At 72.3% G+C, this 22,001-nt stretch carries 6 protein-coding genes and 1 pseudogene; 2 read left to right on the top strand and 5 right to left on the bottom strand.

The annotated features are described in order from the left end of the window. Positions 1-22 precede the first annotated feature (22 nt). The 4 genes from ACZ56B_RS19070 to ACZ56B_RS19055 form a co-directional block, all read right to left on the bottom strand. Positions 23-8,002, bottom strand: coding sequence for a beta-ketoacyl synthase N-terminal-like domain-containing protein (locus ACZ56B_RS19070; protein WP_468791370.1), 7,980 nt, complete (start codon positions 8,000-8,002; stop codon positions 23-25). A gap of 5 nt (positions 8,003-8,007) precedes the next feature. Next, positions 8,008-14,256 (bottom strand): SDR family NAD(P)-dependent oxidoreductase, encoded by a 6,249-nt coding sequence (locus ACZ56B_RS19065; RefSeq protein ID WP_468791367.1) that lies wholly within the window; start codon positions 14,254-14,256, stop codon positions 8,008-8,010. Positions 14,257-14,279: 23 nt separating this feature from the next. Beyond that, positions 14,280-15,905: a PfaD family polyunsaturated fatty acid/polyketide biosynthesis protein gene (locus tag ACZ56B_RS19060; protein ID WP_468791364.1), complete on the bottom strand. Its 1,626-nt coding sequence runs from the start codon at positions 15,903-15,905 to the stop codon at positions 14,280-14,282. A gap of 255 nt (positions 15,906-16,160) precedes the next feature. Further along, positions 16,161-17,282, bottom strand: coding sequence for an SDR family oxidoreductase (locus tag ACZ56B_RS19055; RefSeq protein WP_468791361.1), 1,122 nt, complete (start codon positions 17,280-17,282; stop codon positions 16,161-16,163). A gap of 291 nt (positions 17,283-17,573) precedes the next feature. Here ACZ56B_RS19055 and ACZ56B_RS19050 point away from each other — a divergent pair, with 291 nt between their 5' ends. After that, positions 17,574-18,413, top strand: coding sequence for a class I SAM-dependent methyltransferase (locus tag ACZ56B_RS19050; protein ID WP_468791358.1), 840 nt, complete (start codon positions 17,574-17,576; stop codon positions 18,411-18,413). 464 nt (positions 18,414-18,877) lie between these two features. Here the strand turns inward: ACZ56B_RS19050 and ACZ56B_RS19045 are convergent. Continuing rightward, positions 18,878-19,597, bottom strand: a pseudogene (locus ACZ56B_RS19045) (IS6 family transposase). Between the two features lie 1,999 nt (positions 19,598-21,596). Between ACZ56B_RS19045 and ACZ56B_RS19040 the strand changes: the two are divergent. Continuing rightward, a complete protein-coding gene (locus tag ACZ56B_RS19040; protein WP_468791355.1) occupies positions 21,597-21,884 on the top strand; it encodes a lactococcin 972 family bacteriocin in 288 nt (95 codons plus the stop codon). The last annotated feature ends 117 nt before the right edge of the window (positions 21,885-22,001 follow it).

The following is a 22,001-nucleotide window of genomic DNA, read 5'->3' as shown; positions in this document are numbered from 1 at the left end:
ACCGGACCCCGGGCCAGGCATCTCAGTCGGGGAGAGGGCAACGCACCACCACCACGTCCGCTTCGTGTTCGACCCGCACCGGCCAGACCGTGCCGGGGGCACCGGCCACCCAGGCCGAGCGCAGGTCGGCTGCCACCTCGATCTGTCCGGGATGGGCCCTGGCCAGGCCGGACACGTGCTCCTTGACGGCGATGCGCGTGCTGCGTTCGGGTAGCGGAAGACCGGCCGGAAGCCGGTAGATCCGTGAGGTGGTGCCCGGCAGGGTGTCGAACCGGCGGACCGTGTCGACGGAGAGTGTGGTGATCCCGTCCCGGGTGCTGGACAGACTGGCGGTGGGGACATACCGGAGGCCCGTCGCGAAGGCCCTGCGGTCCCGCAGCGGCACCCGTTCGATCCCCGGCAGGCGCACCAGGATCTCCACCAGCCTCAGGCGCGCCACGACCCGGGTGCCGATCTGGGCCTGGACGTCGATCACCGGCAGCAGGTGGTGCCCCTGGTCGAAGCCGGCGAACCGGGCCTCGACCCGCAGCTCACCGCTGGTCGGCAGCGGCTCGTACAGGTCCAGCCAGGGCAACCGGTGGGGGTAGCCGACCAGGTCCTGGGACAGGCCAGGAATCCACCGCCAGAGCGACTGGGACGGGATGGCGTGCAGGAAACCGTCGAGCAGCCCCTGCCCCAGCTGGCCGAACGGCGTGGTGCCCCGTCCGGCGTCGAGCACCGCGCTGGAGCCGGTGGAGCCCACGGCCAGTGAGGTCAGGTACTGCAGCGCCGGGCCGTGGAACAGCTCCGCGGCCTCGTACGGGTCCGGCTGCGGCCGGCCGTCGGGGAGCGGAGGAAGCGGGGCCGGGGGAGGCCCCGGCACGGTTCCGGTCAGTACGGTGGCCTCGCCGACCACCTCGTACCGGGACAGTTCACCGGCCTCCCGCCAGACGGAGAGACGAACCGCGGTCCCTCCCCCGGCCGCCGGTTCGGCGTCGGTACGGATCCGCGCGGGGCCGGGCAGGGGAAGCCAGCGGTGCAGCTGAACCTCGCGCAGGCCGACGACCGGTTGACCGGTCAGCCTGGCCGTGGCGGTGGCGAGTTGATCCACCGTGGTCATCAGGGGCACCGCGGGAACCACGAAGTTGGGCCGGTGGTCGTCCAGCCAGGTGTCCACTGCCGGGTCCAGCTCCAGCTCCCGCACGGCCGGATGGCCGTCGACCACCCGGACCCCGATGCGGGGCAGGTGGTAGATGCGACGTCCGTCGATCCACAGCCAGGCCTCGGCACGTACGTATCGGCCGCGCGCGTCGGTCCCGTACTCGGTGATCTCGGCCTCGAACGTGACCACGCCGTCGCTCGGCACCACCTGGCCCCGGTAGAGCCAGCGCACCTCGTGACCGACGGCCACGGACTCGAAGCGTGGGGCGGTCAGCCCGGTGCCGGCGTCGCGTTCGAGGAGGTACCACTGGAGCAGCTGGACCACACCTTCGAGGCCGAGGGATCCGGGTTGCACCGGGTCGGTGAAGAAGTGGGCGCGGAAGTACCAGTCCCCGGCGTCGACCTTGCGCTCGGCGCGCAACCGGCCAAGTCCCGCCCGTCCGGCATCGGGCCAGTACCCGGTGACCCGGTCCAGCATCAGCAGCATCGGTCCGGGCAGCCGCAGGGAGCCGGAGCCGTAGCGTTCTTGACGACGCCGCAGCTCCACCACCCGGTCGCAGGGTTCGGCCAGCCGGGCGCGTTCGGTGGCGGTGGGGAGCAGTCCGGGCTGCCGGGCGAACGAGGCCACCGGGAAGTACCCGAACTGCGTGGACAGTTCCATGACCGGCAGCAGGGCGCCGGTCTCGTCGACCGCCTCGCAGGAGACCTCGAACGGGACGAGGGTGACGCCGTCGAACTGCGAGAGGTCCCCCAGCTCGACCCTGGTGCGCAGGGTGCGGGTCCCGGCCGGGATGTCCCGCAGGACGGTGCCGTTCCCCTGCAGGTTGCGGAAGAGCAGCTCGGGGGCGTCCGGTGGGTGCGGCACGAGCAGGCTCGCGGCCATCCCGCACGGTTGCAGGACCACCTCGTTGAGCACCGCGAACGGCATCACCCGGGTGCCGTTCTCCTCGAAGTACCAGGCCTGTTCCGGTACGTCGTACTCGGCGACCAGCCAGGAACCCGGGCGCGGCCGGTCCGGTTCGAGGCCGGCGTCGACGATGCGGGTGACGAACAGGTAGGGCGGGCCCGGCAGTCGAGCGCAGCGCTTGCCGCCGTCGAACTGGGTTCCACGGGTGCCGAACGCGCTGGGCCGGCCCCAGGCTGCGGCCAGCATCAGCGGGAAGTCCGCGCTCCGTCCGGCGAGAGTGGCCGCCGCCGGGTCGGAGTACAGACCGCGCAGGCCACCGAGCACCGGCAGCGGCACCGGTGCCCCACTGGTCTGAACGGCGGGCGGCCCCAGCCACCGCCAGTACTCCAGGGGCCAGTCCGGGACCAGTGCCAGCCCCACCCCGGAGGCGTGGAAAGCGGGCAGGCCGTCCACCGTGCAGAGCAGGTCGGCACGGAGCGTGGGCCGGGGGTGGGAGGACAGTCCGCTGACGAACACCTCGTAGCGGACCCGACGGCTCTGGGGGGTGACCTGTCCCCGGCAGCGCATCCGGTAGGACTCGTCGGGCACCGGCTCGAACCGCCAGCCGTCCCGGTCAAGTGTGAAGCCCAGCGCGGCCAGATAGAACGCCATCGCCTGCACGCAGCCCTCGAACATGAGCGTGCCGGGCATGCACGGATCGTTGTGGAAGTGGCCGTCGAAGAACCAGTCGTCAGGCCGGACCTCGCTCTCCGCACGCAGGTAGCCACGACCCCAGGGGCCCCCGGCGGGGTCGAGTTCGCTCACCTCGTCCAGCAGCCACAGCCGGCCCTCCCCGGGAGTCGGGGTACGCACATGGGCGCGCGACACATCCCAGCCGGGGCCGAAACAGTCCGCCGGTCGGCCCTCGGCGAAGGCGCGTACGGCGTCGGGACCGAAAGCGGTGGCGGCCGGAGGAACAGCGGGCGGGTCGACCGCCCCTGCCGGTGATGGTTCCGGGCTCCAGCGCACTCCTTGCGAACCGGCGAGTTCCGCGTCGGTGAAGTAACCGGCCTGGCCCTGGCGTACCGACAGCCGCAGCTCCTCACCGACATAGCAGTCGCTGCGGAAGAAGAACAGCCGCACGCCGTCGTGCTCGGCATGGCCCTCGACGTGGATCTCGTACCGCAGCGTCTCCCCGACGGCCGGCCGCGGTCCGTGGTACGTCACCTCGCAGCCCAGCAGCCGGTAGACCCGGTCGCCGTGGTCGAGCAGGTCCACCCCGAGCCAGCTGATCAGCAGCAGGTCGGCCTGACCGGCCTCGATGAACAGGCCCGCGGGCATCCGGCCGGCCGGATCCAGGTACCAGGCGTCCGGGGTGACGTAGGTCTCTGTGTGAACCGTGCCGGTGGACATCGAGCCGGGTTCCGCGTCGAGCCGGGTGACCCGGTCCACCAGGAGCATCGGGGGGCGCGGCAACCGGGTCTGCCGTCGCTTGTGGTCCTGCGCGCGGAAGGCGGGACCGAAGACGTCGGAGATCCGCCCGTGCGCCAGGTACTCCAGCCGGGCACGGTCCAGGGGCAGCGACAGTCCCCGCGTGGGCCGCTCCGGTACTGCCGGTCGCCACGGCAGGGGCGGAGAGCCCGGTGACGGGATCGCCACCGGCGCGGGCTCGATGGCCTGCGGCAGGTGCGCGGGATCCGGGGCGGGGGACAGGGCGCGGTCACCGCCGGCCGTCACGGCGGTGACCGCGCCGATCACCAGCTGCCGGGTGCGGAGAAACGCCGCGTGAGCCTGGCCCTGCCGTTCCAGGAACTCCCGCTGGGCGACGGCGAGACGGGCGTGGTGGGCGGCGGCAAGTGCCGGCACCGCATCGTCGGCAGCGGCCACGGCCGGCGCCCGGCGGTTCGCAGGGGCAAGGGGCGGCACCGGGTGGTCCGCAGCGGTCACCGGGCCGATCGACGCGGCTCGTGCGACGGGTACAGCCCTGGCACGCGGCGAGGCCGAGCCCTGGGCATCGGCGGGGACCGCCGTACCGGGACCGGCCGGCGCGCCGACCGGTTTCGTCGGTACCGTCGCCGGAGGAGATACCGGCGCAGGTTCCATCCACTGCTCCGGATGATCTGTTCCGGGCAGCCGGATCGCGGGCGGGTGCGCCGGCAGGGTGATCGTCCTCCCCGGATCAGCCGGCAGCCTGGCGGCCGCTGTGAGCCGGTCGAACAGCGGCGCGGGATCAGGGCAGACCCCGGCGGCGACAAGTTCGGCGACCGCGTCGCACAGCTGCCGCAGTCCCCGTCCCGGCGCATCGAGCGCCACCGCCAGGTGGTCCCGGTCCGCCAGGATCCGGCGGATCGACCGGGTACGCCCGCTCTGCGGGCCGTGCTCGATCAGCACGCGCACCCCGTCCGTCCAGGCCCGCTCGACCACCTTCGGGTAGTCGAGCGTGCTGGTCATCTGGGTGAGCAGCGCGTCCGCGACGTGGTCCGGATCGACCGGGTACGGCTCGCCGGTGGCCGCGCTGTAATAGCGGATGCCCGGCGTGGGACTGGTCGGCCGGCGGTGCAACGAGCGAAATGCGGCCGCGACCTGGTTCGCCTCGGGGGCGTGCGCCACCATCTGGTACCCGTCGGCCATCGGGAGCCCGGGGCCGATCCGGTCCAGCACGCGCCGGCAGGCCGCGTCCAGTCCGCCGATCACGCACGTGTCGGGCGAGTCGACGGCGAGCAGGTGTGCCAGTGGTTCGCCTGCCAGGGCGGCGCGCGCGTCGGCTGGGGTCGCGTGCACCAGGTACTCGGCCCAACGCCCCCGTTCCTGGCCGTGTCCGCGCCAGAACCGGTGCGCCGCGCGGAACTCCCCGGACAGGTCGAACCGGAAAACGTCGCTGTCGGAGACCGCCCGGTACAGGCCGGCCGCGTCGGGCCACGCCCCGAGCACGATCAGTGCGGTGGACTCCCCGGAGGAGAAGCCGATCGCCGCGTCCGGCCGCAGCCCCAGCAGGCTCTGGGTGATCTCGCCGTGCAGGGCGGCGAGTTCGGTGGTGTCCCGGATCCGCGTCACGACCGGGACCGGGTCGGTGCCGGTGGGGTGCCGGGGCTCCGGCACCGGGACGGGCCGGGCGGCTTCCTCGGTGCGGGGGGCGCGCAGGGCGAGTCGTAGTTCCGCCCCGCACCCGGGATAGCTCGCCTGGCCGCTGGGGAAGACGAAAGCCACCTCCCCGCTCGTGGGGGCGTCCTGGTAGGCGATCTGGTCCGGGCGGGGCCCGCCGGACGTCAACCAGTGGCGTGCGACCGCCAGCCGTTCGCGCAGCGTCTCGGAGACCTGGTCGACCACCACCACGAGGCGGGCGGGACCGGTGTCGGACTCCCGTCCGTCGGCCAGTGCGGCCAGCACCTCGGCCCGATCGGCGCCGGAGAACACGTGGGAGCGGGGCGCGATCGGGGACCAGGGCAGCGGCGGGCCGGCCGGACGCAGGCGGACCGACATCGGGGAGGCGCCCAGGGGCGTCACCCGGGCGCAGGCGGTCAGGGGCGCGTCGGCGGGCAGCGCGGCCGCACCCGACCGTGGCACCGCCTGGTGGTGGACCGCGATCGCGGCCACCGCCACGGCGAGCGCGCCGTGCGCGGCATGGGCCGTCCCGAACAGTTCGCTGTGGTCGTACCGGGCGGTGACGCGGGGCGTGGGCGGCCGGCCGGCCGGCTCGCCGTCCCCTCCGATCACGTCCCGGTCGTCCCCGTCCTCCTGCTTCCCCGCCCGGCCCCTGTCGATCTTGTCGCCCTCACGATCGGGCGGGACCTCGTGGTCCCGGATCCGGTGGGTCCCGCCCGTGCCTCCGGCGTCCGCGTCGCCGACCAGCAGGCCGACGGGGGCCGTCCGGTCCGTCGCGTGGTCGAGCAACGCGATGACCTGGTCGCCGTCCTGCTCGGCGTCCGTCAGGCGTTTCAACACCAGGACGACGGCCACGTCACCACCGGGCCGGTGATCTCCCAGCGCGCCCAGCGCCGCCAGGTGCACGGGCTCATGGGACAGGTCGACCGCGCCGGCGAGCACCGCGTCCGCCTCCCCCGCCCGCAGCGCCCGCGCCCCCAGATCCAGGGCGACCAGGCCGGACGCCTGCTCCGCGCAGACCACATGGCTGGGGCCGCGCAGGTCCAGTTGGGTGTTGATCCGGTGGGCCACCAGGTTGGGCATGGTGCCCGGCACGGTTTCCGGGACCAGCGGAGCGCGGAAGGCGTCCGGCCAGTCCGGCACCGGAGCGGGCAGGCCGGAGGCGGTGTCCCAGTCCGGCGCACGCCAGCGGGCACCGGGACGCGCCGCCTCGGGGTCCGTGCCCATGCCGATCAGGACCATCGTCCGGTCGGGCGGCAGCCGGGTCGCGGAGGCGGCTTCCCGGGCCGCCTCCAAGGCAAGGACCTGCTGCGGCAACGCCTCGGCCAGATCGGCCGGAGGGAACCGCAGCCCGGCCAGCGCGACCTCGATGGAGCGCCGGGGGCCGAGGCTGGGCGCACCGTCCAGGACCGCGTGACACAGGTCCCGGTAGCCGGCCCCCGACCCGGCCCGTGCACCGATCGCCACGATCGCCACCCGCTGGTCCACCCGTGGCCGGCTGGAAACAGGGCGGGGGGAGAGGGCAGCGGTGGATGCGTCCCGACCGGGCTCCCAGGCATCGACGACCACATGCGCGTTGGCGCCGCCGAATCCGAACGCGCTGACCGCTGCCCTGCGCCGCCCGCGCCACTCCTCGGCCTCCCGCAGCAGTCGCAGCGGCGTTCCGGCGAGCACGTCCAACGGCGCGTCCGCGTGCAGGGACGGCGGCCGCACCCGGGCACGCAACGCACCGAGAACCTTCAGCAGACCGGCACCGCCGGCCGCCGCGAGCGGGTGCCCCAGGTTGGACTTGACCGAACCGATCGGCAGGTCCACCGCATCAGCGAACACCTCACGCATCACCAGTGCCTCGGTCACATCCCCGCTCGGGGTGCCCGGCGCGTGGCACTCGACCAGCGAAACAGTCTCCGGTGCGATCCCGGCCGAGGCGTAGGCGGCGCGCACGGCGCGCTCCTGACCGGCCCGGTCCGGGGCCAGCAGGCCACCGCCCACGCCGTCGTTGCTCAGCCCGATGCCCCGGATCACGCCCAGGACCGGCATGCCCTGGGCGAGTGCGTCGTCGAGCCGGGCCAGTGCGAACAGCACCGCGCCCTCGGCGGGCACCAGTCCGTCCGCCTCCCGGTGGAAGGGACGGCTACGGCCCGACCGGCTCAACGCGGTCAGCGCGCAGAACCCCTGATGGATGTAGAGGTTGTCGGCGGCGGCCACCGCCCCGGCCAGCACGAGGTCGGCGTCCCCGTCCCGCAGCCGGTCGCAGCCGGCTTTCACCGCGTACAGGGAGGAGGCGCAGGCGGCGTCCAGGGCATGACCGTCGGCGCCGAGGCCGAGCGCGCGAACGGCCAGATGGGCGGGGAGACCGGCCCCGAACCGGTTCAGGGGATCGGGGCGGAAGTCGTCGCTCGGCCCCGGCCGCCCCGGACCGGACAGCCACACGTGCTCGGCGTAACGGGCCATGGCCGTGGTCGGGTACGCCAGGTTGCCCAGGACCAGCCCCGCGCGGCCGAGATCGGGCCGGCCCGCCTCGTCCAACGCCTGCCGGCCAGCGTGCAGGACCCAGCGGAACACCCGGTCCAGTGGGGCGATCTCGGCCGGGGGCAGCTCGAACCCGGTCGGGTCGAACGCCTCGTCGAAACCGTGGACGTAGCCTCCGATGTCGGTCCAGATCCGATCGGTGTCACCAGGTGCACCCGACACCCGTGCCAGCGGCACCCGCCAGCGTCCGTCGGGCACCGGTGACAGGGCGGAACGGCCTGCGGCGATCTGGGCCCAGAAGGTGTCCGGGTCGAGCGCACCGGGCAGTACACAGCCGCGCCCGACGATCGCGACCGGTTCGAAGAACGGCGCCTGCCGAGGAGTCGCTTCCGGAGAACGCATCCGCGTCAGCCCTCGGTCAGGTCGGGTCGGCGGATCAGCTCCACCCTGAGCAGCTCGGCCAGCACGGTGCCGTCCTCGGACAGTACGGCCGCGTCGCACTCGGCGGACATCCCGTCGGTCCGTCGTGCCGAGACGACGACGCGCGCGGCTCCCCAGTCGGTCCCCGCCCGGTGGATCCGGCACTCCCGGATCGACATCGGCAGCGCCGCCCCGACACCGGCCCGCGACGTCCAGCCGACGGCGAGTTGGAGGGCGCCGTCGAGCGCGGCGACGTCCACCGTCCAGGGCACGGCCAGCCAGGGTTCGACGTCCCGGGGGCGGAGCGCGGCCACACCCCCGTCGGCGCCGAGCCGGACCTGGTCCAGGACCTGGAACACCGGGCCGTGGAAGAGCGCCGGTCCGTCGTACGGTTCGGGGACCTCTTCGAGGCCTTCCGGCGTCCGCCAGCGGTGCGGGTCCGGCGGCGGGCCGTCGGCGACCACCGTGTCGGCGTACTTGGCCCCCGCGGCGCCCAGTTCGACGGTGAGACCGCCGCGCCGTGCGGACTCGTCCGTCCTCGTCCGGCCGCGCAGCACGAGCCTCTCGCCCGGTTCCTGCAGTTCGATCCTGCGGAGCACTCGCAGGTCGTGGAGGACCAACGGGCCGGTGTCCGGCCGCCAGGACCGGGCCAGCCCGGTGAACCAGTGCACCAGGACGGCGACCGGAACCACCGGTGCCCCGTCGATCCGGTGGTCGTCCAGCAGCGCGTACTGCGGCCGGGCGAGGGTCAGTTCGGCGACCGGTCCCTGCCCGGCAAGGACGTCGGGAGCCACGTCCCCGGCGGCGCGCAGCACCCGGGTGGGCCCGCCGGGGTCGGCGAGTTCGGCGACGAACGCGCGCGCTCCGGCAGCCGGTTCGATCAGCTCGACCCCGGCGGCGCGGAACCGTTCCGCGATCGTCCGGGTGACCATGCCGCCGTCCCAAGGACCCCAGGCCAAAGAGCGTGTCAGGCAACCGGGATGGGCGGCGGCGTACGCGGAGAGCAGGTGGTCAACGGCGGTGTTGGCCATCGCGTAGTCGGCCTGCCCCGGGCTGCCGAACACTCCGGAGGCCGAGGTGAACGCCACGAGCAGGGAGAGCGGGTCGTCGGCGGTGGCGGCCAGCAGGGCGCGCAGCCCGTCCACCTTGGTGGAGTACACCAGGGCGAACTGCTCGTCGGTCTTGGCACCGATCAACCGGTCGGCGATCACCCCGGCGCCGTGCACCACCCCGGTGATCGGGCCCCAGTCCCGGCGTACCTCGGCCAGGGCGTCGCGCAGGCCCACCTCGTCCCGGGTGTCCACGGACAGGTAGCGCGTCGGCGAGCCCGCGTTCTCCAGGGCCCGCAGGGTCTGCCGGACCTCACGTACGGCCAGTATGCGCCGCGCCTCGGCGGCGAGTTCGGCTGGTGGGGCCTGGCGGGGGCCGGTGGCGAGCAGCCGGATCAGGCTCGCCTCGTCGGTGGCCCCGGCCAGCCCCGCGGGCTCCTCGGCCAGTGCGGTACGGCCGAGGAGCACCAGTCTGGGCCGGTGGGCGGCCGCGAGTTCGCGGATCGCCGACGCAGTGACGCCGCGTGCGCCGCCGGTGACCACGATCACCGAGTCGGCATCGGCCCGGGGTTCGACGGGGCCGGGTGCGACGGGGCACGCCAGCGGAACCGTCCGGCTTCCGTCGGCGGGGAGACCGACCGTGATCGACGGCCCGCCCGCGGTGAGCTCGGCGGCGATCGCGGCCGCGACCTGCTTGTCACTGCGCCCGGTGCGTGCGCAGTCGATGGCCTTCACCGTGGCCAGGGGCCACTCCCGGGCGGCGGTCCTGGCCAGTGCGTCCAGACCACCATGGACCGGCCGGCCGCCGTTTCCGCTCAGCCCGAAGTCGCCCCCGGTGTCCTGCACGGTGACCAGGAGGCCGCCGGCCGAGCTGAGCCGGTCGGCCAGCCCCCGGACCGCCGCGAAGGCGGCCGGCGGGTCGTCGCCCTTGTCCAGCAGGATCACCGACCGTGCCTCGGCCGGAAGACCGGTGACGAGCCGGGCCGGCACACCGTGGGCCGCGAGTTCCTCGACCAGCAGATGACCCACCCGGGTGGAGTCGTCGAGCACGAGGAGCTCCCGGTCGCGCAGACCGGCCAGGGCCAGCCCGGCCGGCGCCATCGGCAGGGCGCGTACCGCCAGGCGGACCGGCTCCGGACGGTTGGTGGCGGTGGGGACTTCGGCGGCGGGGGCATCGGTGGCTTCCGGACCGGCGGCGGGCTCGGAGTCCACGTCCTCGGGGGATCCGGGGGCGGAGGTCCCGGGAGGCTTCGGGGACACTGGGGACACCGGCGACGGACCGGCGGACGCCTGGTCGCCGGTGTCGTCGATCTGTCCCGCCAGCTGGGCGACCTTGACCGAGATCTCCCGCAGCGTGCGCAAGGACGCCAGCTCGGACAGGTCGGCTGCGGGCAGTTCACCCACGCGTTGGCGGACCCGGGAGAGCACTTCGACCTTCTTGATGGAGTCGATGCCCAGGTCGGCCTCGAGTTCCATGTCGAGGTTGATGATGTCCGCCGGGTAGCCGGTGCGCTCGGCGACCACCTCCAGCAGCAGCGCGCCGATCGACTCGGCGTCCAGCGGCAGCCCGTCCGGCCGCAACGCGTCCGGTTGCGGCCCGAGCAGCACCAGCCCGGGCGCCGGGGCCTCTACGGGCGACGGCACGACGGTGGCCTGCGGGGGTGGCGCCGGCACAGCCGATGTCGCCTCACCCCCATCGCCGCCCGAACCGGAACGGAAGGGCTGGCCAGAGCCGGGGACCGTACCTGACGGCACGGGGGCGTGGACCGGTTGACCGGAGGGCACGACCTGCGCGCCGGTGGCACCCACCGCGACCTCTACGACGGGCCATGGCTGCGGGTCGTCCACGCCGACGGCGGGGAGACGGACACCGGCGGCGCCGAGCAGGGCCTCCATCGAGGCATGCGCCGTCCGCAGGTAGAGCTGGTGGTTCTCAGCGGTCACCCGTTGGTACGTGGCATGCGCCTCCGCGCTCTGCCGCTGGGCCTCGGCCAGGAGCCGCAACCATTCCGTCGGCGGAGCGGGGCGGGCCGAGCCGGTGGACCGGACGCTCGGGGTGGCCACGGGAGCCGGTGTGCCCGGCCGGATGTCTCCGGGCCTGTCCGTGGCCACCTGGCCGGGGATCAGCGGTGCCTGTGTGCCGGGCCCGGCCGGCTCGGCGAGACCCGGGACCGGTTTCGGGGACGGGCCGGCAGAGGACACCGGCGCCGACCAGGCCACCGGCTGGACCGACAATTGCGCCGCCGGCATCGGGCCCGGGGCGGGCCGCGCGGTGCCGGGGCCCGGGACCGGTGGTGTCACCTCCGGCACCGCCGCGGGCGGCACCACCGGCCCCGGCCGCCCCGGCGCCCCGTCGGGCGACGCCACCGGTCCCGGAGCTGCGGGAGTGGCACGTCCGCCACGATGGTCATCGCGGTGGTTGCCGCCGTTGATCAGGACCGTCATCCGTGGTTTCTCCTCACGATCCGGCTCGGGCACGGGCTTGTGCCCCTCCCACAGCGCGGACAGGTCCATGGCGACCCCGCGCACCGCGGCCCGCCCCAGCCCGTCGTAGAACGCGGCCAACCCGTGGCTTCCACGCCGGTCGAGGCTGATCGCCGCGTGCTCACGGTCACCGAGTACCTCACCGGTCAGCCCGGTCAGGGTGGTGCCGGGCCCGACCTCGACGAAGGTGCGCACCCCGTCCCTGTACATCGCCTCCACCATGTCGCCGAACCGCGCCGGCGCGGCCAGTTGGGCGGCGATGCCGCGCCGCACCGCCGCCGGTTCGCGCCGGTACGGGGCCGCATCGGCTCCCGCGTACACCGTCCGTGCCGGCCGGTGGACCGTGAGGTCGGCAAGGAAACGGGTGAACGGCTCGGTGGCGTCAGCGACCAGGGGACTGTGGAACGCGGCGGCGGCGTTCAGCCGGCGGGTGACCACGCCGGTCGCGGCGCACCGGGCCTCCACGGCGGTCAATGCCTGGTCCGTGCCGGCCAGGACGACCTGCCGGGGCGCGTTGTGGTGGGCGACCCACACCCCGTCCACCTGCTCCGTCAGCTCCTCGATGCGCTCCAGCGGCGCGTTCACCGCGAGCATCCCCCCGGCGGTGGTGGCCGCGTCCCGCATCAGCTCCCCCCGCCGCCGGGCCAGCCGGACCAGGGTGGGGGCGTCGAAGGAGCCCGCCGCGTGCAGGGCGATCAGTTCACCGAAGCTGTGCCCTGCCACGCAGTCAGGCGTCAGCTTCAGATCCGACAGCACGGCCAGCAGGGCCAGGCTGTGCGCGGCCAGCGCCGGCTGAGCGACCTCGGTGGCGGTCAGTGCCGCCTCCAGCGAGGCACGGTCCTCCTCGCTGAACACGGGGGGCGGGAACACCTCCCGGTGCACCGGGAGGACTGCCGCGACCGCGTCCCAGGCATCCCGGGCCGCCCTGTGGTGAACGGCGAGTTCGGCGCCCATGCCCACGTACTGCGCGCCCTGGCCGGGGAAAAGGAAAGCGACCCGGCCGGGGGCGGGATCACCGGTGGCGAAGTGCGCCCGGGGCGCGGAGAACGGCACCCCGGCCTCCACCCGAACCGCCAGCGCTTCCAGCCGCCCCGCCAGATCGGTGGCGTCGTCGGCCACCACGGCCAGCCTCGCCCGGTGTTCGGTCCTGAACGCCGCCTGACACTCCCGCGCGATCGCCGCCAACGGCCGGTCGGGCCGGGGCCGGCGGATCAGTTCGGCCAGTGCGCCGGGGGAGGAGGCGCTGAACAGGACGAGTTCGCCGGGGGCCGCCGGGAGGTGCCAGGCTCGTCGGCCGCCCCTGGCGGGAACGTATTCCTCCAGCGTGACGTGGAAGTTGGTGCCTCCGAAACCGAAGCTCGACACGCCGGCGCGGCGCGACCGACCGGCGCCGCTGATCCAGGGCCGGGTGGCGGTGTTCAGGTAGAAAGGGGAATCGGTGAGCTCAAGTTCGGGGTTGGGCCGCCCCACCTTGATGGTCGGAGGCAACACCCGGTGATGCAGGGCGAGTACGGCCTTCAGCATTCCGACGGCGCCGGCGGAGGACTTGGTGTGCCCGAACTGGGACTTGGCCGAGCCCAAGGCGCACCACTGCCGGTCAGGGCGTCCTTCAGCCTGGAACACCTCCCTCAGCGCGGCGAACTCGGCGGCGTCACCGGCCTTGGTCCCGGTGCCGTGCGCCTCGACGAGTTCCACGCTCTCCGGGCCGTACCCGGCCACGTCGTACGCCCGGCGCAGCGCCCGTTCCTGGCCGGCGGCCAGCGGCGCGTAGATGGCCTTGCTCCGGCCGTCCGACGCTGCGCCGAGGCCCCGGATCACCGCGTAGATCCGGTCCCCGTCGCGTTCGGCGTCGACCAGCCGCTTCAGCGCGAACATGACCACGGCCTCGCCGAGCATGGTGCCGTCGGCGTCGGCCGCGAACGGCCGGCAGTCCTCCGTCGGAGAGAGCGCCGGAGTCTTCGAGAAGCACACGTACATGGTGATGTCGTTCAGCACGTCCACGCCGCCGCAGATCACCAGGTCGCAGCTGCCGAGGGCGAGCTCACCCAGTCCGGTGGAGAGCGCGGCCAGCGACGAGGCACACGCGGCGTCGGTCACGTGGTTGACGCCGTGCAGGTCGTACCGGTTGGCGATCCTGCCGGACACCACGTTGCCGAGCAGACCGGGGAAGGTCGCCTCGGTCCAGGCCGGGAAGTTGGCACTGATCCGGTCGCAGATCTCGTCGGCCGCGGCCGGGTCGAGACCGGAGGCGAGGAGTTCCCTTCTCCACACCGGCCGGGAGAGCCGCGCTGACACCTCGAACCCCATGGCCAGGCCGCTTGTGCCCAGCACCACCCCGACCCGTTCCCGCTGTTGTGAGGTCATCTTCCCGAGGCCGCAGTCGGCCAGCAGGTCACCCGCGGCCATCATGGCCAGCAGCTGGGCGGTGTCGGTGGACGCAAGGTCGCTCGGCGGGATTCCGTACGCCAACGGATCGAACTCGAAGTCAGGCAGGAACGCGCCCCTGCGCACGTAGGTCTTGTCCGGAGCGAACGGGTCAGGGTCGTAGTGGTCGGCCGGTGACCAACGCTCCACCGGTACGTCGGACATGAGATCCCGGCCGGCGAGGACGTTCCGCCAGAACCCTGCAACGTCTCGGGAGCCTGGGGTGAACGCGGCGAGACCGACCACCGCGACGGGAACCTGGGCACGTTCTGCTCTCATCTGCGCGGACACTCCTGCAGGGGTCAGGCGAGTTTGCGGGGACGGAACGTCAGGGCGGAGTCCGGTATGGAAAGCCCGAAGGTACGCAGCTGGTGCGCGCGAGTGATCACGGCGGCGCCCTCCAGCAAATTCAAGGCGATCTGCGTGACGGTGCGCCGGGACGGATCGGCAAGCAGGCTGCCCCGGGCCCAGTTGTTGAACGCGCCGAGCGAGGGACCGGCCCACAACTGGTAGTCGGTGCGGCGCTCCGGCCGGCCCTCGATCGCCCATCGGCTGGCGTTGCCCACGTACCACCGGAATACCAGGGCCATCCGGTGCTTGGGGTCGCGTTCGGCTCTGGCCAGCTGTCCGGGGTCGCGCCGTAGCCAGAACCGTTCGGTGTCCGCCCAGATCGCGTCCAGGTCCGCGCCGAACACTTCGTTCTCCAGTCTGTGCCGCGTGTCGGCGGGGATCTCCGCCAGGGACCGGTGACGCCGGTAGACGTCGTACAGTCGCTTGGCGCGCGCTGCGAACAGGGTGCCCCTCGTCAACACCTGGACCTGAATGCCTTGCTCGAACATGTCCGCGGCCGGGGCCATGGCCACGTCGGTGATGCCGGCTCCGGCCAGCAGCTCCCGCGCGTCCGCGGACACCCCGGACTCTGCTGCCAGTTGATTGACCGATCCGGTCATCACGTAGGCCGCGCCGAGTGCGAAGGCACCGGCCACCGCGCCGGGGGTGCCCAGACCGCCCGCGGCACCGACCCGGATCGGGCGGAGAAAGCCGTACCTGGCCACCAGGGTGTCCCGGAGCGCCAGCAGCTCGGGCAGGATCACGGACAGCGGACGGCTGTCGGTGTGACCGCCGCTGTCGGCCTCGACGGTCACGTCCTCGGCGACCGGGACCAGGCGGGCCAGCCGGCCCTGCTCAGCGGTGAGAGCCCCGTCCCGGACCAGCGCGTCCAACAGCGCCTCCGGCGCAGGCGACATGAACTTCTCGGCCACCTCACGACGGGACACCTTGGCGAACAGACAGGTGTCCCTGACCACCCGGCCGTCGGCGTCCCGCCGCAGTCCGGCCGCCGCGCAGCGGACGACGGCGGGCGTCAGGTCCATGAACGCGGAGGCCGAGATCCGGCGTACACGGTGACGCAGCAGGAGGTCGGCGACCTGCGACTCCAGTCGGGGCTCGCCGGGTGAGTGGATCAGGTTGACACCCCAGTTGGGCGCGTCGCCCAACGCCGCGGTCAGCTCCGTCACCGCCTGTTCCACCCGGTCGGGGGCGAGTCCGGCGGCGCCGAAGAAGCCCATGAGCCGGGCTCCGGCCAGCTCCATCACCATCTGGGTGGTGGCGATCCCGTTGGCCATCTCCCCGGCCACGTAGGGAAACCGTGTTCCGTGTGCCTCGGCGAAGCCTCGGTCGCCAAGCCACTCCGGGTACACCGGTGGGGCCAGTCCGACGAGCGGGTGGCCCCCGCCGGGCCCGAGCGTCCCGCCCACGGCCAACCCGTACCCGGATCCGCCGCCTACCACGTACAAAGGCTCACGGATCCGGGCTGCGTAGGCGGAGATCCCGGCCGGGTCGAACGCGGCCGGTTCCGAGCCGGGCCGCCAGCAGACCTGGGGCACGCTGGCGGCGCGTCCTGGCGCCTCGGACAAAGTGGTGTTCACCGGTCGGCTCCTCTCGGACGCGGCGTCGGTGTGGGCGTAGGTCCTCCGGCCGGCCCGTACCCGTTCCCAGTTGGGCCGACTGCCCTGTGGCGACCGTCCGCGGCGGCACGACCGACAGCGGGCGGGCTCGCCGAGTCCTCCTTCCGGGTGGCCGCACTGCCGGGCACGGAGGAACACGCCCGGGGACGCGACACGGGGACGGCCGGGGAACGGCCCCAGGAGCCGACCCGCCGTCTCGAAGCGGGCCACAGCAGTTCAGCGATGCGGTGCCAGGTCAACCGGGGCAGCCTCCGTTCGGGGTGGGAGCCCGGACAGCAGGTACTCCAGGCTGATGTGTTCCGGGACGCCCGCCGGTCCGAGTCTGGCCCTCACCCGGGAGTCGTCGTACCGACGGTGGTGCCGCAGATAGCAGAACACCCCCCTGACCAGTGAAAGGACCGACTCGTACGGCGAAGGGTCGGGGAGCTCCGGCACAACTGCGATACGGACCCCGGAGAGTTGCTCCAGCAGTCTGCCGAACACGACGACCGGTGTTTCCTGGCCGTGTACGACGTGGTAGGTCTCCACTCCGTCGGGGGGAGGCAGGTCGGCGAGCCGGGCCATCACGGCGGCGGCGGATTCCACCGGCATCAGGTTGAGTTGTCCGTCCGGCCGCCCCAGGATCCGGAAGCGGTTGGTCCGGGGGAGGAGCATGTCCGGTGTCCGGCCGGGGCCGAGCTGACTCCGTGCGATGCCGGACAGGTTCCGCGCGATGTTCAGCAACGGGTGTTCCGGGAGATCCGGGTGGGGCGGCAGACCGGTGGTCAGGACGCTTGGCCGGAAGATCACCACCGGCCGGCCGGTGGCCCTCGCCCACGCGTGCACCACCTGTTCCGCCTCGAACTTGGACCGTTCGTAGGTGCCTTCGAAGCCGTAGGCATCGGTCAGTTCGTCCTCGTACACCACCCCGGTCCGTCGCGCCCCGGCCACGAACGCCGTGGAGACGTGGAACATCACGGGGGCACGGCGTCCGGCCCCGGCCAGGTCGAGGACGTACCGGGTGCCTTCCACGTTCACCTCGCGCAGCGTGGTCAGGTCACCGTCGAGTGTGGTGTCCCCGGCGCAGTGCCAGATCGCGTCCAGCGAGTCCGCCAGTTCCTGGTAGTCACTCTTCGGCAGGGCGAGGCCAGGTTCGGTGATCCGGGCGGACACCACCTGGACGCGGTCGGCGAGGCCGGTGAGGCCGGGGGCGAACCGGCCGAGGCCTCGGGTGATCCGCTCCCGTACGCGGTCGGGCTCCCCGCGCGCGAGCACTGTGACCGACGGGTGACGACGCAACAGCTCGTGCAGAAGTCGAAGGCCAAGGAAACCCGTGGCACCGGTCAACGCCACCCGCACCGTACCCCCCGCTCTCGCCCTTGATGCTGGCCCACGTTCCCACGCGGGAAGCGGTGGGACGAGGCCACGGGAACGGCATCACTCGTTGTGCTGATATTCAGGCAGAACCGCTGGCACACCGCCGCTTTCGCCGGTAAGCACCTGTTCTGCACCGTGCGTGGGTACGGTCCGGCACGCCTGCTTGCCCCTGCGTTCCTGGGTATTGCGAGCCGCCTGGAACACACAGGAAGGAACTCAATGGGCCAGGACCGCCTTGCAGCGTCCTACGGCGATGCCAATCCACTGTTCCGGTTGTGCCGGCACCTGGGCTGGGGCGCGCTGGTCAACCTCGGTTACCACACCCTTCCGACCCTCCCCGGGATCGTCGGTGGGCTGGCTTGGTTTCAACGACGGCTCGAGACCAGGAGCCTGGCACTCCTGCAAGCCAGTCCGGGACACCGGGTGCTGGACGCCTGCTGCGGACGCGGCCACACCACCGTCCGGCTGGCTGCCGCGGGCTGTGACGCCGTGGGGGTCGACATCACCGCCGACCAGATCGCACAGGCTCGCGCCCGGTACGGCGACGCCGTCCGCGCCACCTTCGCCGTGGCCGATGTCACCGCCCTGCCGCAGGCAGAGGGCATCCGTGCCACGAACGGCTCGTTCGACCGGGTGCTCTGCCTGGAGGCGGCCTTCCACCTCTCTCCTGCCGACCGCCGCGCTCTGTTAGCCGAAGCCTTCCGGGTACTGCGCCCCGGCGGAAGGTTCGTCCTGGTCGACTTCGTCTGGAACACGGACGATCCGTCGATGATCCGGCAGCTCGATCCACTGGGCCTCGTACGCGAGGCGTGGCAGTTCGACGAGTTCGAGCCCCTGAGGCGTTACCTGAGGCACGCGGAGGAGACGGGGTTCGTCATACGGCGCACCGTCGACTGGACCCGTCCGGTGATCGAAGGCTTCTCCCGTCTCGGCGCTCTCCTGACACGCATGGCGACGAACCAGGCCGGCCGGGAACTGCTGTGCCTGCGCTGGCCCGACTTGCGCGAGTTCAGCGAACAGGACTGGCGGCACACCCTCGCCAGTGTCGACGCCCACTGCTCCGTGGGACGCTGCACGGGCTACGTCGCCCTGGTGCTCGACAAACCAGCTTGATCACCACCTCCGGCCGGCTCAGCCGCCGTTGCTACTGGCCCTGGACGTGCTCGATGAGCCCGCTTCCGGCGGAGCGAGCTGCCCGGTGCGCGGCACCGAGGGACTGCTTCGCGCGGCGGTCGGTGGGCCCCTGCGCTGATCCTCGGGGCCGGGGGTGCGATGGGCAAGACAACTCTGCGGCCTGCGAGACGCTTGGTGCACGACGTGGATTCCGAGAAGCCGGGCAATGGGGCCTTCACCGATGGGGACCCCTGCCGGACCGATGTCAGGAGGCGGTCGCTCCCGGTCGCCGCCGGGGCGGTTCGGCGTGCCGCACCGCGTCGGACGAACGGGTGCGGGTCGGTGGGCGTCTGCCTGGATGCCTGCGGCACCTGCGATTTTTCGGGATGACGCTGTCACGTTGTTGGGTGTGCGAGTGCCTGTCGGCGTGTTGTGTGGGGTGGAGCCGGGTTCCGGTTCCGGGCTCAGGCCTCGGCGGGTCTGCCGACGACGCCGGTGACCTGGTCCCAGATGGCGAAGCGGACGGTCATCTCGGCGCGGTGGTCGTGTGCGGTCATCAGGTGGCGGCGGGGTCTGGAGTGGGGTGAGATGCCGCTGAACGCGGCCAGGAACCGCTGCGCCCCACCGGTGCTGCGGAAGCCTTTCATGGCGCGTTCGCGTTGCCGGGTGGGCCGGTGGCTGTTCTCGGCCCGGTTGTTCAGGCCCTTGTGGGAACGGTGCTCGACCGAGGGCATGACCTCGCGGTGGGCGGCGCCGTAGGAATGCAGTTTGTCGGTGACGATCACCCGCGGCACCGCACCGGTCCTCTTCAGCAGCCTGCGGAAGAAGCGCCTGGCGGCGGCCGTGTTCCGCCGGTTCTGCACGAGGATGTCCAGCACGGTGCCGTCCTGGTCGACGGCCCGCCACAGGTACTTCCGCTCTCCGTTGATCTTTACGAACACATCGTCCTGATGCCGTTTGTCCCCGGGCCTCGGCCGTCGGCGGCGCAGGCCGTTCGCACAGGCCTGCCCGAACTTGGCGCACCACCGCCGGACCGTCTCGTACGGGACGGCCACACCGCGTCCAGGCATCAGCTCCTCGACCTCCCGGAACGACAGCGGGAAGCGGAAGTACAGTCACACGCAGTGGGAGATGACCTCGACCGGGTACCGGTGCCCCTGGTACGACGGCGACGCGCTGTCCACGGACAACCCCTCCGCATGATCAACCAGAAGATCATCCCACCAGCTCAGCCAACGTGACAGCGCCGTCGACCGGCCCCGCGCGGACGCAGTGGAGACCCGCGGCCTCGCCCGTCCGCCGCGCTGGGCAGGGGACGGGACAGCGCCTCGCCGAGCTTGCGCATCGACGGGATGCCCACCGTCGTGGTGGACCTCCCGTTCGGCGGCGCCGGCGGCGGACCGCTGCGGCCGTGCCACCGGGGGGTGCTGTACCCGGTTGCCTGGTCCGCGAGGTGGAGCAGCGCCTCGGTTCCGGGAGCCGGCGCGCTGCGCGCTCATCCTGACGCCGAAGCCGGTCGGCCCCGGCCTGCGCCCACCCGGTGATCCTTTCGCACGCGCGGATCGAGATCCTGCGGAAGAAGTCGCCGACGTGGTTGTCTCCCCTCAGGCGGTCGAAGTGCTCTCCCGCCCGCTCCTCCATCACACGGAAGAGGTGACCGAAGGCGCCGCGCACGGTCTGGATCTTCTGCCACTCCGGCAGGTCCCGAAGCGCGTCGGCGTGTGCGTCGGCCCGCTGGAGCGCCGTGGTGACCTTGGCGGCCCGCTGCTGCCCCTCCTGCGGAGCTGACGGAGTACCCGCCCCCACCGTCGGCTCCGCGACACCAGCAGTCTCGGGGGTGGACGCCGGAACGACGGCTGTGACCGCCGGCATCTCCTGGAACGTCGGGGGAGAGGCGACGGCAGCGGTGAGGAGTCGCTGCAGCGTGGAGAGATCGGCGTCGAGGTCGGCGACCAGGTCCTGGGCCGTGCCGCTCTTCGGCGGGACATGTTCCTGCCAGACCTCCACGACCGTCTGGAACTCGGCGCGGGCCTCCAAGAACCCGGCGGTGCTCTCCGGCGCCGCGGTGTCGGCGGGCGGCGCGTCCGGACCGGTCCACAACGGCAGTTCAGGCAGTTCACCGGTCTCCCCGGCCGGAGCCGGAGAGACCGGCTCCGGCTGACCGGCCCCTTGCCGGGGAACGTCTTCAAGGGCCTGACGGGCACCGAGCCCTTGGAGAGAGGCGGTGCTCCCGGACGGCAAAGTGTTCACCGATCCGGTGAGGACAGGAAGGCCGGAAGCGCTGGCCGATTCCGCCGCGGGCGCTTCCTTCGGGCACTCCGGGAGTCTGTGAGTCCGGGGCTGCGGGATTGCCGGACTGGGTGCCGTCCTGACGCGGCTCGTCGGCAGTGTCGGAGACGTCACCGGGCGGCGCAGGGGGTTGCGCAGCCGTGGCGGCGGGCGCCGGCTGGACCCCCGGCCCGGACGTCTCGGCGACCGCCTGCTCGCGCGAGGCGGCCCGCTCCGTCTGCACCGCGTCGAGGGTGGCCTGCAGTTGCTGCCGCAGGCGCCGGGAATCATGCAGGAGATGGACCAGCGGAAAGGCCGGCTGACGGCGGACGGGGTGGTCCGGGTCGGGCGGCAGCGAGCTGCCCCAGCCTGCGGCCACACCTTCGACGGCGGGATCAGCGGCTTCGCGATCTCCCACAACCCGTCCGGAATAATCCGACTTCATATATCCCACTCCATGAACAAACCAACGACCGCCTCGCCATGTAAGACACGGTCTTACACAGGGTGGCCAGATTGATGTCCAGGTCGGCAGCGATGCTCTATAAGTTGCCTCGAGCGTGGACTTGTGCGAGCCATGGCATCTGCCTTGAACTCGCCCGATTAGTCCTTCATCACCATCGGCAATGTTTTCGGTTCCTCCGGATAAAAAAGATCCATTATCGGTGTGTCCGCCACTCAGGGAGCGGCGTCAACTTCACGCCAGGTCCTGCTTCTCTCGCATGTGACTTCCCGCCTGCTGTGCCGTCATCACGACCCTTGCGGCACAAGGAAAACCTCACTGGTGTTGGCGTATGGCCACTTACTTGATTTAGCCATTCTCAACTGATCTTGCTCCGTTGCTCTCTCGCCTTGATCGTTTTCCTCTGCGAGCGTCTGTCGGCGTCAAGTTCTTGTGCGTCATTGGGAGATGTAGTGAACATCAAGAGCAGTCTGAAGGTCGCTATGGCCGCTGGTGTCCTTATTGTGGCCGGTGTCGCGCCTGCACTGGCGGTCGTCAAGCAGGTTGACGGCGGTACCTGGGACTACGGCGCCGGTACCGCGACGGTGTGGTCGGACTACTACCACCCGACCAAGTGCCACGGCTCGACCTCTGTCGGAAAGACGATCCAGAGCGACACGGCAGGCAAGGGCTCGTGGTCCATAACCTCGGTCGAGGCCGCGCTCTACGGCAACGAGACCTACTACAAGACCACCTGCTGACCGAGGCCGAGCCCAGTGGGCTCGGCCTCGTAGGATGAGTGTCCGCCCGTACGATGGCACGGATTTTTCCGTCCCCCGCGGGCGGATCACTCGTTCAATGTCCGATCCCGTGCGTTG

Source organism: Streptomyces sp. NPDC034670 (assembly GCF_055574875.1).
Note: the sequence above shows the minus strand (reverse complement) of the source record. Positions and strands in the feature narration are given on the sequence as shown.